Annotated in this window: 12 protein-coding genes; 7 read left to right on the top strand and 5 right to left on the bottom strand. The window is 66.8% G+C overall.

Annotation, left to right across the window (positions count from 1 at the left end):
- Nucleotides 1-538 precede the first annotated feature (538 nt).
- Nucleotides 539-2,578, bottom strand: a complete 2,040-nt coding sequence (locus IAE58_RS02990) for an autotransporter outer membrane beta-barrel domain-containing protein (protein ID WP_325166825.1) — start codon at nt 2,576-2,578, stop codon at nt 539-541.
- 478 nt (nt 2,579-3,056) lie between these two features.
- Nucleotides 3,057-4,679, bottom strand: coding sequence for an autotransporter outer membrane beta-barrel domain-containing protein (locus IAE58_RS19930; protein WP_325166824.1), 1,623 nt, complete (start codon nt 4,677-4,679; stop codon nt 3,057-3,059).
- A 1,074-nt stretch (nt 4,680-5,753) separates the two neighbouring features.
- On the opposite strand from IAE58_RS19930, the gene IAE58_RS02980 reads away from it, so the two are divergent.
- Nucleotides 5,754-8,105, top strand: coding sequence for a GH92 family glycosyl hydrolase (locus IAE58_RS02980; protein WP_199932350.1), 2,352 nt, complete (start codon nt 5,754-5,756; stop codon nt 8,103-8,105).
- 226 nt (nt 8,106-8,331) lie between these two features.
- On the opposite strand, the gene IAE58_RS02975 is transcribed toward IAE58_RS02980, so the two are convergent.
- Nucleotides 8,332-9,753: an aldehyde dehydrogenase family protein gene (locus IAE58_RS02975; RefSeq protein ID WP_199932349.1), complete on the bottom strand. Its 1,422-nt coding sequence runs from the start codon at nt 9,751-9,753 to the stop codon at nt 8,332-8,334.
- Between the two features lie 112 nt (nt 9,754-9,865).
- Between IAE58_RS02975 and IAE58_RS02970 the strand changes: the two genes are divergently transcribed.
- On the top strand, nt 9,866-10,792 hold the full coding sequence (locus IAE58_RS02970) for a LysR family transcriptional regulator (protein ID WP_325166823.1): 927 nt from the start codon (nt 9,866-9,868) through the stop codon (nt 10,790-10,792).
- Nucleotides 10,793-10,816: 24 nt separating this feature from the next.
- On the opposite strand, the gene bla is transcribed toward IAE58_RS02970, so the two are convergent.
- Together bla and IAE58_RS02960 are read right to left on the bottom strand one after the other, a co-directional pair.
- Nucleotides 10,817-11,656, bottom strand: coding sequence for a subclass B3 metallo-beta-lactamase (gene bla / locus IAE58_RS02965; protein ID WP_199932347.1), 840 nt, complete (start codon nt 11,654-11,656; stop codon nt 10,817-10,819).
- Between the two features lie 167 nt (nt 11,657-11,823).
- Nucleotides 11,824-12,333 (bottom strand): MerC domain-containing protein, encoded by a 510-nt coding sequence (locus IAE58_RS02960; protein ID WP_199932346.1) that lies wholly within the window; start codon nt 12,331-12,333, stop codon nt 11,824-11,826.
- 30 nt (nt 12,334-12,363) lie between these two features.
- Here IAE58_RS02960 and IAE58_RS02955 point away from each other — a divergent pair, with 30 nt between their 5' ends.
- The 5 genes from IAE58_RS02955 to IAE58_RS02935 are packed head-to-tail and all read left to right on the top strand — an operon-like array spanning nt 12,364 to nt 15,984.
- Complete coding sequence (locus IAE58_RS02955; protein WP_199932345.1) at nt 12,364-12,897, top strand: DUF2796 domain-containing protein; 534 nt, start codon at nt 12,364-12,366, stop codon at nt 12,895-12,897.
- On the top strand, nt 12,894-13,589 hold the full coding sequence (locus IAE58_RS02950; protein WP_199932344.1) for an ATP-binding cassette domain-containing protein: 696 nt from the start codon (nt 12,894-12,896) through the stop codon (nt 13,587-13,589). The genes IAE58_RS02955 and IAE58_RS02950 overlap by 4 nt, the downstream gene beginning before the upstream one ends.
- Nucleotides 13,582-14,835, top strand: coding sequence for an ABC transporter permease (locus IAE58_RS02945; RefSeq protein WP_199932343.1), 1,254 nt, complete (start codon nt 13,582-13,584; stop codon nt 14,833-14,835). Before IAE58_RS02950 ends, IAE58_RS02945 begins: the two co-directional genes overlap by 8 nt.
- A gap of 2 nt (nt 14,836-14,837) precedes the next feature.
- Nucleotides 14,838-15,374 (top strand): DUF3299 domain-containing protein, encoded by a 537-nt coding sequence (locus IAE58_RS02940; RefSeq protein ID WP_199932342.1) that lies wholly within the window; start codon nt 14,838-14,840, stop codon nt 15,372-15,374.
- Nucleotides 15,364-15,984, top strand: a complete 621-nt coding sequence (locus tag IAE58_RS02935) for a DUF3299 domain-containing protein (protein WP_199932341.1) — start codon at nt 15,364-15,366, stop codon at nt 15,982-15,984. The genes IAE58_RS02940 and IAE58_RS02935 overlap by 11 nt, the downstream gene beginning before the upstream one ends.
- The last annotated feature ends 205 nt before the right edge of the window (nt 15,985-16,189 follow it).

Here is a 16,189-nt window from a genome sequence, read left to right as displayed (position 1 = left end):
GCAGGCAGTTCCCGTTACTCATTTCGGGGTTCCACACCCGGCAGCGGTGTATCCGCTGCGGAGGCATCGTGCGCAGGTTCTGTGGGGCATTGCCATGGGTTTGCGTGGTGGCGCTTGGATGAAGCGCAGGCGGTTAAGCGGGCTTGAGACGCAGCAGGGTGAAAGCGGCATAGGTAGTCGCATCGGGGCCGGCCTTTGCTGAGTATTGCGTGCAAGATGAAGCAGGCCCCATCCCCCCAAACGGTCATTCCCACGCCAGAAGCGACGCCGCCGACCGCGCTTTTGTAGAGTCGAGCTTGCTCGACTGCTCTTTTGTAGAGTCGAGCCATGCTCGACTGCTTCAAAACCAGCCGAGCATGGCTCGGCTCTACAGAAGAGCCAGTTTCCCCGCGAAAAGCCAGTCGAGCAAGCTCGACTCTACGGGCCAACGGTTGCCGAAGCGGGGCCCACGCGGCGGGCCCAATGTTGTCGAACGAGGCCGCACGTGGGGTGAGACCATGTGGAGCTGGGATTCGCCCGGCTCCATTTGCCGGCTCGATTACCAGCTGTAGCTCACGCCCCCCTGCGCGGCGTTCTGGTGATAACCACTGGCGCGCTGCAGCGACAGCCCGCCCCAGACGCCCACACCGCTGCCGAACTTCACCGAGGCACCGGCACTGAACTCGCCACGGCTGCGCGGGATGCGTGCATCCACCACCTCGTCGTCCATGCTGATCTGCGATTCGGCGCGGGTATGCAGCCAATTGGCGGCCAGGTAGGGCTGCACTTCGGCCGCACCATTGCCCCAGCGGGTGACGCCGGACAGACGCACGCCGGCACGACCGAACAGGCCATCGGCGTTCTCGGTACCGACCACGGTGCCGTTGGTTTCGGTGTGGCGATCATCATCCCAGCGGCTGTAGCCGACCTGCAGCTGCGGTTCCAGGAAGATGCCGCCGTTGCTGGCGCCCCCCAGGCGGAAGGCATAACCGGTTTCCACTGCGCCCTGCCAGGCCCGGCTGTCGTAGCGCTCGCTGGCCAGGCCGATGCCTTCCACACGGTTGCGGAACTGCGCACGCTGCACCGAGCCATCCAGATAGAAGCCCGCATACGGGTCGGCGCCATTGCCACCGCGCCACGTGCCATACAGGCCCACCGCCTCGCCCTTCACCTTGCCGCGGGCGTAGTAGCCGGTCAGCTCGTTGGTGGAGGTACTGCTGGCATTGCCGGTGGACAGCATCACGCCCACGCTACTGCCGGAATCGTGGCGCCAGAGATCGGCACCTACGCTCAGCGCCTGGCTGTTGCCGCGGATGTCCAGCTGCTGGCTGACCGCATCGAAGCCGTTGCGAGAACCATCCACGCGAGCCCACGCGCGGCCGGCATTCGGGCCGGCATGGCGATCGTGGTAGCCCAGGCGGAACATCGTCTGCGCGGCCTGCAGGTTGGCCAGGTAGGCGCCGGGCTCGGGGCGCAGCACCGGGTCGGGATCCGGACCCGGACCCGGAAGTTCCGGGTTGCACTCGGGCAGACTCGGATCGACCTCGCACGGGTCCGGTGCGGTCGGCAGCACCGAACGCAGGTACCAGTTGCCATCGGTGCCCGTGCCCTTGTGCAAGAAGTACTCGTATTGGCCGCCGACCGCGCGGCCAGCCAGGTTGAACTGACCGTTGGACGCGCCAGCCACGCTGATCAGCTCGATACCGTTGACCGTCTGCGCGCCTGCGCCGCCGACGTTGTTGACGCGCACGTTGGCCGTACCGCTGGTGTTACCGCCGATGACCAGCTTGTCGCTGGCCGCATCGTCGCCGGCAAGCACGGTGTTGAACAGGAGGGTGCCGTCGGCCCCGGTGAAGTTGCCAGAGACGTTGAGGGTATGGAAGGCCGAGCCGTCGCCCAGTGCGATTTCACTGCCACTGCCCAGAGACAGGCTGCCGGTGCTGCTGTTGCTGGTCAGCTGCCAGCGGGCGTTGTCCAGTGCCATCGAGGTGATGTTCTGGGTGGTGCCGAGGAGGGTGGCGTTGTTGGTCAACGCAACGTCCACTGTGCTGCCGCCGGTGTTGATGATGTTGCCGGTGAGGTTGGAGTCGTCGACGGTGAAGCCGACGGTTGCTGCCGCAGAGGTGACTTCAAGCAGATTCCCGTTGCTGCCGACGAGTTCGGCGTGATTTTGAACGGTGAACTGAACGTCACTATCTGCGGCGCCTACCGCTCCCGGGCCAACCAAAAGTGCGGAGCCTGCCTTGCCTTCGACACGGGACGCGTCGATTACAACATTGGTAGCGCCGGACGTTGACTGGCTGCCAGTGGCGTAAATGCCGATCTGCTCGCCAGTGACGACGCTGCCGTTGCCGATTAGGATATCTGCGTTCTCAAGCGCCAGGATGCCGCTGCCATTCAAGGCCGGGTTGGACGAGGTGTTCATCTTCCCGGTCACCTGTGTGCTGTCGACAATCAACGTGGAGCGCAGCGCCGACTGGGAGAAGACACTGATGCCCACGCCCAGTCCGGTGATCTGGCTGTTGGTGATGCTGGCGGTGGAACCGTTGGGTGTGGCCCCACTTGCAAGCGCAATAGCACGCCAGGACGTGCTTGACACTGTCGAGTTGGAGAGCGTCAGGTCGCTGGCCTGTAAGGTGATTCCGGCTATGTTTCTAGTAGTGGCAACCTCGCCGCCGACGATGGTGATTTGTGACCCTGGCCGCGTGTCGATGTCCAACGTGCGGGCGCCGGGATTGACGAAAAGCTGGGCACCGTCAAGCGTCCACGTCTCCGACACGTCTCCCGGCTGCACCGTGGCACTTTGCCCCGGGGTTAGCGAACGCGCATGTACCGGTGCGAAAGCCAGGGCAAGAGAACTAGCTACAGCGAGTGCGAGGTAACGACGAACGGCGATCTTCATGAGAAAGCTCCTTTTGAAATCCAACTTCAGGAAAGGGCCGCGTTTACGTCGCTGCGCTGTTGTATCGCCTCTGCGAGGTGAATGCCCGTAAGGACGGCGCCCTTCCAATGGGGTTGCAGGGTGTCATGCGCCTCTAACGCGCATGACACCCCGAAAGCAGGGTTTGCCGGCTCGATTACCAGCTGTAACTCACGCCCCCCTGCGCGGCATTCTGGTGGTAGCCACTGGCGCGCTGCAGCGACAGCCCGCCCCAGATGCCCACACCGCTACCAAACTTCACCGAGGCACCGGCACTGAACTCGCCACGGCTGCGCGGGATGCGTGCATCCACCACCTCGTCGTCCATGCTGATCTGCGACTCGGCGCGGGTATGCAGCCAATTGGCGGCCAGGTAGGGCTGCACTTCGGCCGCACCATTGCCCCAGCGGGTCACGCCGGACAGGCGCAGGCCGGCGCGGCCGAACAGGCCATCGGCGTTCTCGGTAACGACCACCGTGCCGTTGGTTTCGGTATGGCGATAATCATCCCAACGGCTGTAACCCACCTGCAGCTGCGGTTCCAGGTAAATGCCGCCGTTGCTGGCGCCGCCCACGCGGAAGGCATAACCGCCTTCCACCGCGCCCTGCCAGGCCCGGCTGTCGTAACGCTCGCCGGCCAGGCCGATGCCTTCCACACGGTTGCGGAACTGCGCACGCCGCACCGAGCCATCCAGATAGAAGCCCGCATACGGGTCGGCGCCATTGCCACCGCGCCACGTGCCATACAGGCCCAGCGCCTCGCCCTTCACCTTGCTGCGGGCGTAGTAGCCGGTCAGCTCGTTGGTGGAGGTGCTGCTGGCGTTGCCGGTGGACAGCATCACGCCCACGCTGCTGCCAGTGTCGGCGCGCCACAGATCGGCGCCGACGGTCAGGGCCTGGCTGTTGCCGCGGATGTCCAGCTGCTGGCTGACCGCATCGAAGCCGTTGCGCGAACCATCCACGCGGGCCCACGCGCGGCCGGCATTCTGGCCGGCATGGCGATCGTGGTAGCCAAGGCGGAACATGGTCTGCGCGGCCTGCAGGTTGGCCAGGTAGGCGCCGGGCTCGGGGCGTAGCACCGGGTCGGGATCCGGACCCGGCAGTGACGGGTTGCACTCGGGCAGGCTCGGATCGACCTCGCACGGGTCCGGTGCGGTCGGCAGCACCGAACGCAGGTACCAGTTGCCATCGGTGCCCGTGCCCTTGTGCAGGAAGTACTCGTATTGGCCGCCGACCGCGCGGCCAGCCAGGTTGAACTGGCCGTTGGACGCGCCAGCCACGCTGATCAGCTCGATACCGTTGACCGTCTGCGCGCCTGCGCCGCCGACGTTGTCGACCCGCACGTTGGCCGTACCGCTGGTGTCACCGCCGATGACCAGCTTGTCGCTGGCCGCATCGTCGCCGGCCAGCACGGTGTTGAAGATGAGAGTGCCATCGGCCCCGGTGAAGTTGCCGGACACGTTGAGGGTGTGGAAGGCGGCGCCATCGCCCAGCGCGATTTCACCGCCGCTGCCCAGTGACAGGCTGCCGGTGCTGCTGTCACCGCTCATCTGCCAGCGGGCGTTGTCCAGCGACATCGATGTGATGCCCTGGATGACGCCGAGCAGGGTGGCGTTGTTGGTAAGGCTGACGTCGACGGTGCTGCCGACCGTGTTGATGATGTTGCCGGTGAGGCGCGAGTCGTCGACGTTGAAGCCAACAGTCGCGTCCGGTGCCTCGACAAAGAGCAGATTGCCGTCACCGCCGACGAGCTGGCCGTTGTTGCGGACATTGAAGACCACGTTTGATCGCGGGGACGTCAGGGAACGCGAGGGAGCAACCCGTACAGCGGCACCCGTTTGTCCTTCGATGAGGGAGCCGTCAATGCTGATATTGGAGGCGCCACCAACGTCTGTATCGATTGCATAGATCCCGTTCTGAGCGCCAATTACGCTGCTGCCATTCTGAACCGATACATCAGCAGTTCCGATCACCAGCAGACCGTTCCCGGCTAACGTTGCCGAGGCGCCATTGTTCGCAAGCGCCTCAATGCGGGTAGCGTCAACGATCAGAATCGCGCGCTGGCTGGAAACGGCGGTAGCCACGCTGGCGCCCACACCGAGGCCGAGAAGATCACTTCGCCTGACCGTGGCTACTGAGCCTGGCAGCCCACCACCACCTACATCAGCCAAGGTAAGTGCTCGCCCGCCGGTGTTGCGGATATTGGTGTCGTTGATCTCACTCGTGCTGTTATTGAGAGCGACGGCGCCACTCGCTACATCTGCCGACACCCCCGCCCCCAATAGAAGCAGGTTCGAAGAAGATCCTGCGGCTATGCGCAGCGTTTGTCCACCAGGATTGACGGTAAGCGTCGCTCCAGACAGGCTCCACGTCTCGGCGGTGTCTCCAGGTTGCACGGTAGCCGACTGGCCCGGGGTAAGCGTCCGCGCATGTACCGGTGCGGCAGCGAAGGCAAGAGAGCTGGCCACAGCCAATGCGAGGGAACGACGGACAGCGTCCTTCATAAGGAGACTCCTGTTGTGAGAGAACTTTCGGAAGACACCCGTACGGACTGAGCTAATTTGTATCAGACGCTAAGACGTCGTGAAGCGGGTGTGACCCGGGGGTTTTCCTGACGATGTGGCGCGGCGGAGCTCGCATCCTGTGTTGGCAAGCAACTGTCCCGATCGCGGGCCGCTCCGCCGGGCCGTTGAGATGCCGGCACAGTGTCATGACCGGTCACGCTGGCGGAAATACAAAAAGTTGCAGATGAAAATGGACTCATGTTGTCGTGTATGGAACGGTTCAGCTGCGTCGCAACATGCAGAGCGGAGCACGTGATGCTAGGCTCCTGACCATCACCTGAATCGATCCAAATGCCGATGCCCCTGTCGCAACGTCGTTTCCTGCTCGCTGTCGCTGCCTCGGCGATGTTCGTTTCCGGTCTGGCCGGTGCTGCCCCCGCGCGGTCCGCCGCAGAGAAGGCCTATGCCTCGGTCGATCCCTTCATCGGCACCGGTGGGGAAGGGCATACCTACCCGGGTGCCACCGTGCCGTTCGGCATGGTCCAGCTCAGCCCGGACACGCGCATCCAGCCGCGCGAAAAGGCCTATGGCTGGGCAGCCGGCTACCGCTACGACGACAGCAGCATCGTCGGCTTCTCGCACACGCATTTCTCCGGCACTGGCCATTCGGATCTGGGCGACATCCTGGTGATGCCGTTCACCGGCGAGCCCGGCCTGGAACGTGGTGATCCGGAAAAGCCGCGCAGCGGCTATGCCTCGCGCTTCCGCCATGACGACGAGAAGGCCGAGCCGGGTTACTACGCGGTCACCCTCGACGACTACAAGGTGCGCGCCGAGCTGACCACCAGCGCCCGCGTCGGCGTGCATCGCTACACCTTCCCCAAGGGTGCCGACGCGAAGATGCTGCTGGACATGCGCACCAGCATGTACGACTACCCGGGCAAGATCCTGTGGTCGCGGGTGCGCGTCCGCGACGACGGCACGGTCACCGGCTTCCGTGAAACGCGCGGCTGGGCGGCGGGCCGCCAGCTGTATTTCGCGATGCGCTTCTCGCGGCCGCTGACCAGCCACGAGCTGCACAGCACCGAGAAGGACATCGTCTACAAGGGCTTTGCGCCCCCGGGTGAGAAGGACCCGAAGCAGCGTGCACAGATCGAGGGCCGGCAGCTGGTCGGTACCTTCGATTTCGGCAAGCTGGACGCGCCGTTGATCGTGAAGGTCGCGATCTCGCCGGTCAGCGAGGCCGGTGCCATCGCCAATCTCGACGCGGAAGTTGCCGATTTCGATTTCGACCGTGTGCGTGCGCAGGCGAAGCAGGAGTGGACGAAGGCACTGTCGGTGCTGGATATCGATGCGCCCGAGCATGCACGGCGCAGCGCCTACACCGCGCTGTACCACACCCTGCTGGGGCCGACGCTGTTCATGGATGCCGACGGCCAGTACCGCGGCGCCGACAATGCGGTGCACAAGGCCGAGGGCTACACCAACTACTCGACGTTCTCGCTGTGGGATACCTACCGCGCCCTGCATCCCCTGCTGACCCTGGTGCAGCCGGAAAAGCGCAACAGCGACTTCATCAATTCGATGCTGGCCCACCACGACCACAGCCCCTACGGCATGCTGCCGGTATGGTCGTTCCATGGCCTGGAAGACTGGTGCATGATCGGCTACCACGCGGTGCCGGTGATCGCCGATGCCTACGTCAAGGGCATCCGTGGTTTCGACGCCGACAAGGCGCTGAAGGCCATGGTCGAGACGGCCAACTACGGTCCCTACGACGGTATCGCGCAATATCGCGAGCTGGGCTATGTGCCGATCGATGAGGAAGGTGAGGCCGCCAGCAAGACGCTGGAATATGCCTTCGATGACTGGACCATCGCGCGCATGGCGCAGGCGATGGGCAAGACCGACGTGGCCACCACCTTCGACAAGCGTGCCGGCAACTGGCGCAATGCGTTCGACAAGGACTCCGGCTTCATGCGCGCGCGCAAGCGTGATGGCAGCTTCCGCACGCCGTTCGACCCGAGTGCCAGCGGTTACGGCACCGACTACACCGAAGGCAATGCCTGGCAGTATTCCTGGTATGTGCCGCAGGACGTGGCCGGACTGGCCGCAGCGCACGGCGGCAGCGACAAGCTGCTGGCGCGGCTGGACGAGGTCTTCAACGCCAAGGTCGATCCGTCCATCTTTGAACACATGGAAGACATCACCGGCCTGATCGGCTGGTACGCGCACGGTAACGAACCCAGCCACCACGTGGCCTACCTGTACTCTTATGCCGGCCAGCCGTGGCGCAGCCAAGCCCGCCTGAAGCAGATCATGGACACGCAGTACGCCGACCGCCCCGATGGCCTGGCTGGCAACGACGACGTCGGCCAGATGTCGGCGTGGTACGTGTTCACCGCGCTGGGCTTCTATCCGGTGGCACCGGGTTCGGGCGAGTACATTCTGGGCCGTCCGTTCCTGCCGAAGACCGCGATGCGCCTGCCCAATGGCAAGACGTTCACCATCGTGGCCGACGGGCTGGATGACAAGCACACCTATGTGGGCGGTGTGATGTTGAACGGCAAGCCGCTGCAGCGCACGTTCCTGCGCCATGACGAGATCCTGGCCGGTGGCGAACTGCGCTTCACCATGCAGGCCGAGCCGAACAAGGACTGGCCGGGGCAGGCGGCGCAGGCGCCGTATTCGATGAGCCGGTAACCGCGGCGAAAGGGCGGATACTGCTTCGGTAGCACCAGCAATCCGCTCTGGTAGGTGCCCACCTTGGTGGGCACAAGCAATCGGCTTTGGTAGGTGCCCACCTTGGTGGGCACGAGCGTGCCGACCAAGGTCGGCACCTACCAGGCAGAGGCGTGCCCACTAAGGTCGGCACCTACCAGGCAAACGCGTGCCCACCAAGGTGGGCACCTACCATTCGCCGGTCGGGTTACTGCGCGGCCATTACGGTCTGCGGCTCCAGGAACGCTTCCAGGCCCCACTGGCCGCTTTCGCGGCCAATGCCCGATTGCTTCATGCCGCCAAACGGGGCCAGCGATTCGTGCTGCAGGGTGTTCACCAGTACGCGGCCGGACTGGATCTGCCGGCCCACGGCGGTGGCGCGCGGGGTGTCGGCGCCGATCACCAGGGCACTCAGGCCATAGGGGCTGTCGTTGGCAATCGCTACGGCATCGGCCTCGTCGCGGTAGCCGATGATGCACAGCACCGGCCCGAAGATCTCCTCGCGGGCCACGGTCATGTCATTCCGCACATCGGTGAACAGCGTGGGGCGCACGAACCAGCCACGCTGCAGACCGTCGGGGCGGCCTTCGCCACCGGCCAGGAGCCGCGCGCCTTCGCTCAGACCGGTGCGGATATAGCCCTGCACGCGCTCCCATTGGCGTTGGCTGACCATCGGCCCGACCTGGGTGGCGGGATCCTGTGGGTCACCGCTGCGTACGGCCTGCACCGCACGCGCCAGCGCGTCTTCTAGTTCGGCGCGGCGCGCTTCCGGCGCCAGGATGCGGGTGCCGGCCACGCAGGCCTGGCCGCTGTTGATTAAGCCCGCCTGCACCGCCAAGGCGGCGGCGCTGTCCGCGTCGGCATCGTCGAGGATGATCGTGGGCGATTTGCCGCCCAGTTCCAGGGTGACGCGCTTGAAGCTGTCCGCGGCCGCACGCAGGATCGCGCGGCCGGTGCCGGTGGAGCCGGTGAAGGAGATCTTGGCCACCTGCGGCGAGGCACTGAGCGCGGCACCGACGTCGTGCCCGGCGCCGTTGACGATGTTGGCCACGCCCGGCGGCAACTGCGCGGCGTGCAGCGCCTGCATCACCACCTGGGTCTGCAGGGCCGACAGTTCGCTGGGCTTGACCACGGCCGTGCAGCCGGCGGCCAGCGCGGTGGCCAGCTTGGCGCAGATGAAGGCGGCGTTGCTGTTCCAAGGCGTGATGATGCCGGCCACGCCCACCGGCAAGTAATGCACCTGGGCCTGGCCGACGCTGCGCTGGAACGGGAAGTCGGCCAGGACCTTCATGGCGTCTTCGATCACCTGCACCGGGTGTTCCACCATCCAGCGCGAGCGCGCCGAAGGTGCGCCGTACTCGGCCAGCACGGCGGCATGCAGGTCATCGCGGCGGGCGGCCATGGCATCGCGGAAACGACCCAGCAGGGCCAGCCGTTCTTCCACGCTGCGCGCGGCCTGGGCCGGCAGCGCGGCGTGGGCGGCGGCGATGGCGCGTTCGGCGTCCACCGCATCTCCCAGCCGCACCTGGCCGATCACCGCTTCGGTGGCTGGGTTGTGCAGGTCGGCCAGCTGCTGGCCGTGCGAGGCGACGAAGGCGCCGTTGATGTAGTGCTGCTCGATGCGCTGCATGGCGTGGGATCCGTTGGGAAGGTGCGGCCAGTCTGTCCCTGCTCGACCGTGCTGGGAATCCGGTTTATGGTGGATGGGGAGTCCCGATTTCCGGGACTATGTGAGTGCGGCCGTGCATCGATCCGGACTGGTGGAGCTGGAGGCCGTACTGGCCGTGGCCCGGCGAGGCAGCTTCCGCGCGGCGGCGCGCGAGCTGGGCATGTCCACCTCGGCGCTCAGCCATGCGGTGGCCGGCCTGGAAGCGCGGCTGCAGGCGCGTCTGTTCCATCGCACCACGCGCAGCGTGGCGCTGACCGAGGCCGGCGCGCGTTACGTGGCGCAGGTGGGGCCGGCGGTGGAGGCGATCCGCGGCGCAGGCGAAGCGCTGCACGAGAATGAGCGTGACCCCGGCGGCACCTTGCGCATCAACGTGCCGCCGGAAAGCACGCGCATGCTGTCTGGGCTGGTGGCCGAGTTCGTGCAGCGCTACCCGCGCGTGCGGTTGGAAATGGCAGCCGAAGCCCGGCTGGTGGATATCGTGGCCGATGGTTTCGATGCCGGCGTGCGCCTGCACGAGCAGGTGCCGCAGGACATGCTGGCGGTGCCGCTGTACCGCCAGCAGCGCATGCGGGTGGTGGCGGCGCCGGGCTACCTGGCCGCGCACGGCACGCCGGACACCCCGGACGCACTGGCCACGCACGCGGCGATCCGCACGCGCCTGTCGCATGGCGGGCTGTACCGCTGGGAACTGGAGCACCGTGGCCAGGTGCTGCAGGTGGATCCGCCGGCGCGGCTGGTGGTGGCCGAACTGCAGGCCGCGCGTGCGGCGGCGCTGGCCGGCGTAGGCCTGGCATTCCTGTCCGAATGGCACATCCGTGACGACCTGGACAGTGGCGCGCTGGTGCCGGTGCTGGACGCGTGGTGCCCGCCGTTCCCGGGCCTGTACCTGTACTTCCCCGGGCACCGGCACGTACCGCCGGCACTGAAGGCGTTTACCGATCTGCAGCGCGAACGCGATGCCGCGGGGCTGGCGCCGGACGTGCTGCGCGCGGTTCCGTAGCCAGCCCCTGCTGTCGGAGCCGGATCAGCGCTGGCGCAGATTGCGCTCGGCGGCATCGGCATACGCGCTGCAGGTCAACGCCTTGGCGGCTGCTTCGTTGCCGGCGCGGTAGTTCCAGCCGCTGGCGGCGGGGTGCGGGGTCAGCAGCAGATCGCAGGGCAGGCTGCGCACCGTGGTGAAGCTGCGCTGGAAATCCTGCGGCAGATGCGGGTAGCGCGGGTTGTCCTTCACCGTGTAGCCCGGTGCGCTCAGGCTGTCCACATAGGCGATGCGCAGTGGTGCGCCGTTGCGGGTGTCGGTCCAGGTCCAGGCGGTGCTGCCGGGGGTATGCCCGGGAACGAAATGCGCGGTGAAGCGGATGCCGCCGAATTCGACGACTTCGCCGTCCATGACGATGCGGTCGGCCTGCACCGGCGGGAAGGTGATGGCATCGCCGAAGTGCAGGTCGTTGCTGCCACCGCGTGCCAGCAGCACGGCGGTTTCGGCGTTGGCCAGCACCTGCGCACCAGAGCGGCGCTTCAGTTCGGCCACCGGGCCGGCGTGGTCGGCATGGGCATGGCTGAGCAGGATCAGGCGCAGATCGTGCGGTGCCACGCCGCGCAGTTTCATGTTGGCCAGCAGATGATCGGCCATCTGCGGCATGCCGCCATCGAGCAACACCGCCCCTTCCGGCGTCTGCACCAGCAGCGCGGTGAGTTCGGCAGTGCCGATCTGCCAGGTGTGGTCGGCAATCTGCAGCGGTGCGATCGGCTGCAGCCAGTCGCTGTCGACGGTGTAGGCCTTCAGTTGCGGCAGCGGCACGGGCTCGGCGCTGGCGGCGGCGAAGGGCAGGGCGGTGAGCAGAGTCAGGGCGAGTGTGCGCATGGCGATGGGCTGTGTGATGGCAGTGGCGACGCTATCACGCGGGCCGCGCGGGCCGTTTCGCGTATTTTTCATGGCAGCCATAAGGGCAGTGCGCATGAACGGTAGAGTCGAGCTTGCTCGACTGCTCTGTGCGGCATTGCGCGAACGACAGTCGGGCAAGCTCGACTCTACGGCCGTGCGCGGGCGCGGGCGTGGGCGGTCGGGCGAACGCGACGCGACGCGCGGCGGTTTGCAATATGCGCGGCGGCCAGCAGCACGCCGCCGCATGCGGTCAGCAGGCCATGCCACAGCAGCGATTCCTTCAGCGGCGCATATAGTGCCGATGGCAACAGAGCCAACGCGCCCGCCAACGCCAGGCCCAGCGGCAGGGATCGATGATGCCGGCGCCGCCCCAACGTAGTGCTGGCCACCGCCAACACCGTGGCCAGCAGCGCGAACACCCATTCCCAGCGAGACATGACCAGCAGGGCGGTCATCAGGCCGTGCGCCGGGTGCTGGAACGAACGCAACGCCATCAGCGCCGCCGGCACGAAGGCCAGCAGCAGCGGCAAGGTGATGCAGTGTGCGGCGCAGGCCATGGCCAGCCACGCAGCACCGAAATCGAAGCGGGCATGCCAGCGTGCCGATGCTGGCGGTTGGGTGACGTGGCTTGCGGTAAGCGTGGTGATGTGGTCCATAATGTTACATAGTAACAAATAGGATCCGCCATGAAGTACACCTTTGCATTCCTGCTGCTGAGCGCCTTGCCAGCGGCGCACGCACATGATCACCGGCAGCTCGGCGCGCACGTACACGGCCAGGCCGACGTTGATCTGGCCGTGGACAACGGCGCCCTGGAGCTGACCTTGGCCGCGCCGGGCATGGGCGTGCTGGATTACGAACGTCCGCCCGCGAACGAAGCCGAGCGCGCGGCCCTGCAGCGTGCCCTGACGGTGCTGCGAGAGGGCCGTTGGCTGACCCTGCCCAGCGCCGCGCAGTGCACGCGCATCCGCGCCGATGCCCGGGCTGAGGGCTTCCAGCCGCGCTCCGCCAGCACCGGCAGCAACACGCATGCCCATGCGGGGTTCACGGCATCGCTGGCCTACCGCTGCGCCAACCCGGCGGCGCTGCGGGTGGTGCTGGTCACCCTGCCCGCCGTGTTTCCGGGCCTGGCCGAGGTCATCGTCAACACCGCCACAGCCGCCGGCCAGGGGCGCAGTATCGTGACGCCGGACAATCTGCGTGTGGTGCTGGTGCCATGACCGGCGCGCCCATCATCGCTCTGTACGCGGTGCGCTTCGGTTACGGCGCGCACGCTGTGCTGGATATACCCCAGCTGCACATTGCCGCCGGCAGCAGCGTGTTGCTGCGCGGGGCCAGCGGCTCGGGCAAGAGCACGCTGCTGGGTCTGTTGGCCGGGGTGCTGAAAGTGCAGCAGGGCAGCGTGCAGGTGGCCGGGCATGCGCTGCACGCGCTGGGCGGTGCGGCGCGTGATCGTTTCCGTGCCGACCAGCTGGGCGTGGTGTTCCAGCAGTTCAACCTGTTGCCGTTCCTGAGCGTGCACGACAACGTGGCGCTGGGCGTGCGCTTTTCGAGGGCACGCAGCGCCCGCGTGCAGGGCGGCGCGACCGCTGAGATCGCGCGGCTGTTGCAGGCGCTGCAGCTGGACCCGGCAGTGATGCAGCGGCGCGCCGGAACACTCAGCGTGGGCCAGCAGCAACGCGTGGCGGCGGCACGTGCGCTGATCGGTCGGCCCGCCGTGCTGCTGGCCGATGAGCCGACCTCGGCGCTGGACCGCGAGGCCGCGAATGCCTTCCTGCAGCTGATGACCGCGCAATGCCAGGCGGCCGGGACCACGGCGGTAGTGGTCAGCCACGATGACAGTCTGCTGGCGCTGTTCGACCAGGTGCTGGATCTGCAGGCGATCAACGACGTGGAGGTGGCCCATGCTTGAACTGGCCTGGGCCAGCCTGCGCAGTCGTGCGCTGGGCGCGGGCCTGACGATGCTGGTCATTGCCCTGAGCGTGACCCTGCTGCTGGGCGTGGAGCGGGTACGCACGCAGGCGCATGAAGGTTTCGCCAGCACGGTGTCGGGCACCGACCTGATCGTGGGCGCACGCTCGGGGCCGGTGAACCTGCTGCTGTATTCGGTATTCCACATGGGGGATGCGACCAACAACGTGTCCTGGCAGTCCTACCAGGAACTGGCCGCGCTGCCGCAGGTGAAGTGGGCGGTGCCGCTGTCGCTGGGCGATTCGTGGCGTGGTTACCGGGTGATCGGCACCACGGCCGGCTACTTCGACCACTACCGCTACGGCGCCGGGCATGCCCTGCAGCTTGCCGACGGCCGGGTCTTCGATGATCTGTACGACGCCGTGCTGGGCGCCGATGTGGCGCGCGCACAGCGGGTGGGGGTAGGCGATACGCTGGTACTGGCCCACGGTACCGGTGCAGTGACTCTGGCCTCGCACGCCGACAAGCCGTTCCGGATCAGTGGCGTGCTGCAGCGTACCGGTACGCCGGTTGATTCGTCGGTGCTGGTGTCACTGCCGGCGATCGAAGCGATCCATCTGGATTGGCGCTCGGGCGTGCCGATGCGCAGCCAGCAGATCAGTGCCGATGCAGCGCGCCACAGTGATCTGACCCCGACCAGCATCACCGCGTTCATGCTGGGCCTGCACTCGCGGGTGGCAACATTTGCGGTGCAGCGGCGCATCAACGATTACCCCGATGAGGCATTGATGGCGATTCTTCCGGGTGTGACGCTGCAGCAGCTGTGGCAGAGCCTGGGCGGTGCCGAACAGGCGCTGCGGCTGATCAGCGCGATGGTGGTGCTGCTGGGGCTGGTGTCGCTGGTGGCGATGCTGGTCAGCACGCTGCAGGAGCGCCGTCGAGAGATGGCGGTGCTGCGCGCCTGCGGTGCGCGCCCGGCTGCAGTGGCCGGACTGCTGGTGCTGGAAGCGGTGGCCAGCAGCACGGTGGCCGTCGTGCTGGCGCTGGGCGTCTTGGCGGCCGTCAGCCTGGCTGGACGCGAGTGGGCATTGGCCCACTACGGGCTTTCGATCACGCATGTGTGGCCGGATCTGCGCGAACTGGCCTGGGTGGCGGCGCTGGTGGCGCTGAGTGCAGTGGCCGGCCTGGTACCGGCGCTGCTGGCCTACCGGCGCACGCTGGCCGATGGCCTGGCGCCGGAGGTATGAACATGCGCCACGTGTTTGCGTTGTCGTTGCTGCTGCTGGCGGCCTGCCAGCGTCCGGTGGATGCCGGCGTGACGGCGCTACCGCAGGATGCGCCTGTCGCTGCGGCGGCGGTCGAACAGGAACTGGATTGGCTGCAGATGCTGCCGCCCGACGAGCTGGCAGCGCTGGAGCGTGGCGACGGGCCGGAGGTGCAGCACAGCGGTAACCGGCGCATGGCGCAGTTCGGTACATTCCGCACGGTGGACGCGGTGCTGCAGCGACCGGTGCGGTTGCCCGGTTATGTGGTGCCGCTGGGCACCGCGGCCGACGGGCGCTTGAGTGAATTCCTGTTCGTGCCGTACTACGGCGCGTGCATCCATGTGCCACCACCGCCGCCGAACCAGATCGTTCATGTGCGGCTGCCGGAACCGATCGCGATGCCGGACATGTATGCGCCGTACTTCCTGGCCGGGCATCTGCAGGCCGAGCGGGCGGACGACGACCTCGGTGGCTCGGCGTACAGCATGCGCGAGCCGACGCTGAGGCCGTATGAACCGTAGCGGCTTGCTGATCGTGGTGCTGGGTCTGCTTGGAGCCTGCGGGCGTGAACCGGCGGTGACGCCCAGTGCCGTCGCGGTGTCGAGCAGTCCGCCCGAGGCTGCGGTGATCGCGCAATGGGACAGCTTGATGCCGGACCAGGATGTCTTCCAGCGACCCCCGCCGCAGATCGGTGTTGCCCGCGGCAACGGGATGCAGGGTATTGGCGGGCTGATCGATGACAGCGGTGCCGGCAGTGCGCCGGGAACGGTGATCGACCATTCCAGCCCGGTGCGCGCCAAGCAGTTTGGTTCGTCGGCGGTGGTGGAAGCGGTGGACGGTCGGCCGGTGCGCCTACAGGGCTATCTGGTGCCGCTGGGCGGCGACGATGCCGGGCGGGTGAGCGAGGGATTGTTGGTACCGTTCTACGGCGCGTGCATCCATGTTCCGCCGCCACCGCCGAACCAGGTGATTCATGTGCGCCTGGCGCAGCCGATGGCGCCGGGCGCCTTGTGGGATGCGTATCGGTTGACCGGCACGCTGCGGGTGCAGCGGTTCGATGCGGATATTGCCAGCGCATCGTATGAGGTGGGGGATGCGGAGCTGGTGGTGGTGGAGGATGCAGCGCGGTGACCGTTTGGGTGTCGCGATGATTGGAAATTGGGGTGCGATGACCTTTCGGGCGTCGCGATGATGCGAAACGAGGGCCGTGACCTTTCGGCCGTTGCGACGATGGGAAACGGGGTGCGATGACCTCTCGGGCGTCGCCATGATGCGAAACGAGGGGTGGTAGAGTCGGGGGGGGGGGGGGGGGGGGGGGGGGGGGGGGGGGGGGGGG

Origin of the sequence: Stenotrophomonas sp. S49, from assembly GCF_016624905.1 — a bacterium.
In the GTDB taxonomy this organism is placed as follows: Bacteria; Pseudomonadota; Gammaproteobacteria; order Xanthomonadales; family Xanthomonadaceae; genus Stenotrophomonas.
Note: the sequence above shows the minus strand (reverse complement) of the source record. Positions and strands in the feature narration are given on the sequence as shown.

What these genes read in the sequence shown, in the direction of transcription:
- IAE58_RS02955 (WP_199932345.1), top strand. Translation starts at nt 12,364, where the DNA reads ATGAAGTACACCTTTGCATTCCTGCTGCTGAGCGCCTTGCCAGCGGCG.
- IAE58_RS02960 (WP_199932346.1), bottom strand. Translation starts at nt 12,333, where the DNA reads ATGGACCACATCACCACGCTTACCGCAAGCCACGTCACCCAACCGCCA.
- IAE58_RS02935 (WP_199932341.1), top strand. Translation starts at nt 15,364, where the DNA reads ATGAACCGTAGCGGCTTGCTGATCGTGGTGCTGGGTCTGCTTGGAGCC.
- bla (WP_199932347.1), bottom strand. Translation starts at nt 11,656, where the DNA reads ATGCGCACACTCGCCCTGACTCTGCTCACCGCCCTGCCCTTCGCCGCC.
- IAE58_RS02950 (WP_199932344.1), top strand. Translation starts at nt 12,894, where the DNA reads ATGACCGGCGCGCCCATCATCGCTCTGTACGCGGTGCGCTTCGGTTAC.
- IAE58_RS02980 (WP_199932350.1), top strand. Translation starts at nt 5,754, where the DNA reads ATGCCGATGCCCCTGTCGCAACGTCGTTTCCTGCTCGCTGTCGCTGCC.
- IAE58_RS02940 (WP_199932342.1), top strand. Translation starts at nt 14,838, where the DNA reads ATGCGCCACGTGTTTGCGTTGTCGTTGCTGCTGCTGGCGGCCTGCCAG.
- IAE58_RS02975 (WP_199932349.1), bottom strand. Translation starts at nt 9,753, where the DNA reads ATGCAGCGCATCGAGCAGCACTACATCAACGGCGCCTTCGTCGCCTCG.
- IAE58_RS02945 (WP_199932343.1), top strand. Translation starts at nt 13,582, where the DNA reads ATGCTTGAACTGGCCTGGGCCAGCCTGCGCAGTCGTGCGCTGGGCGCG.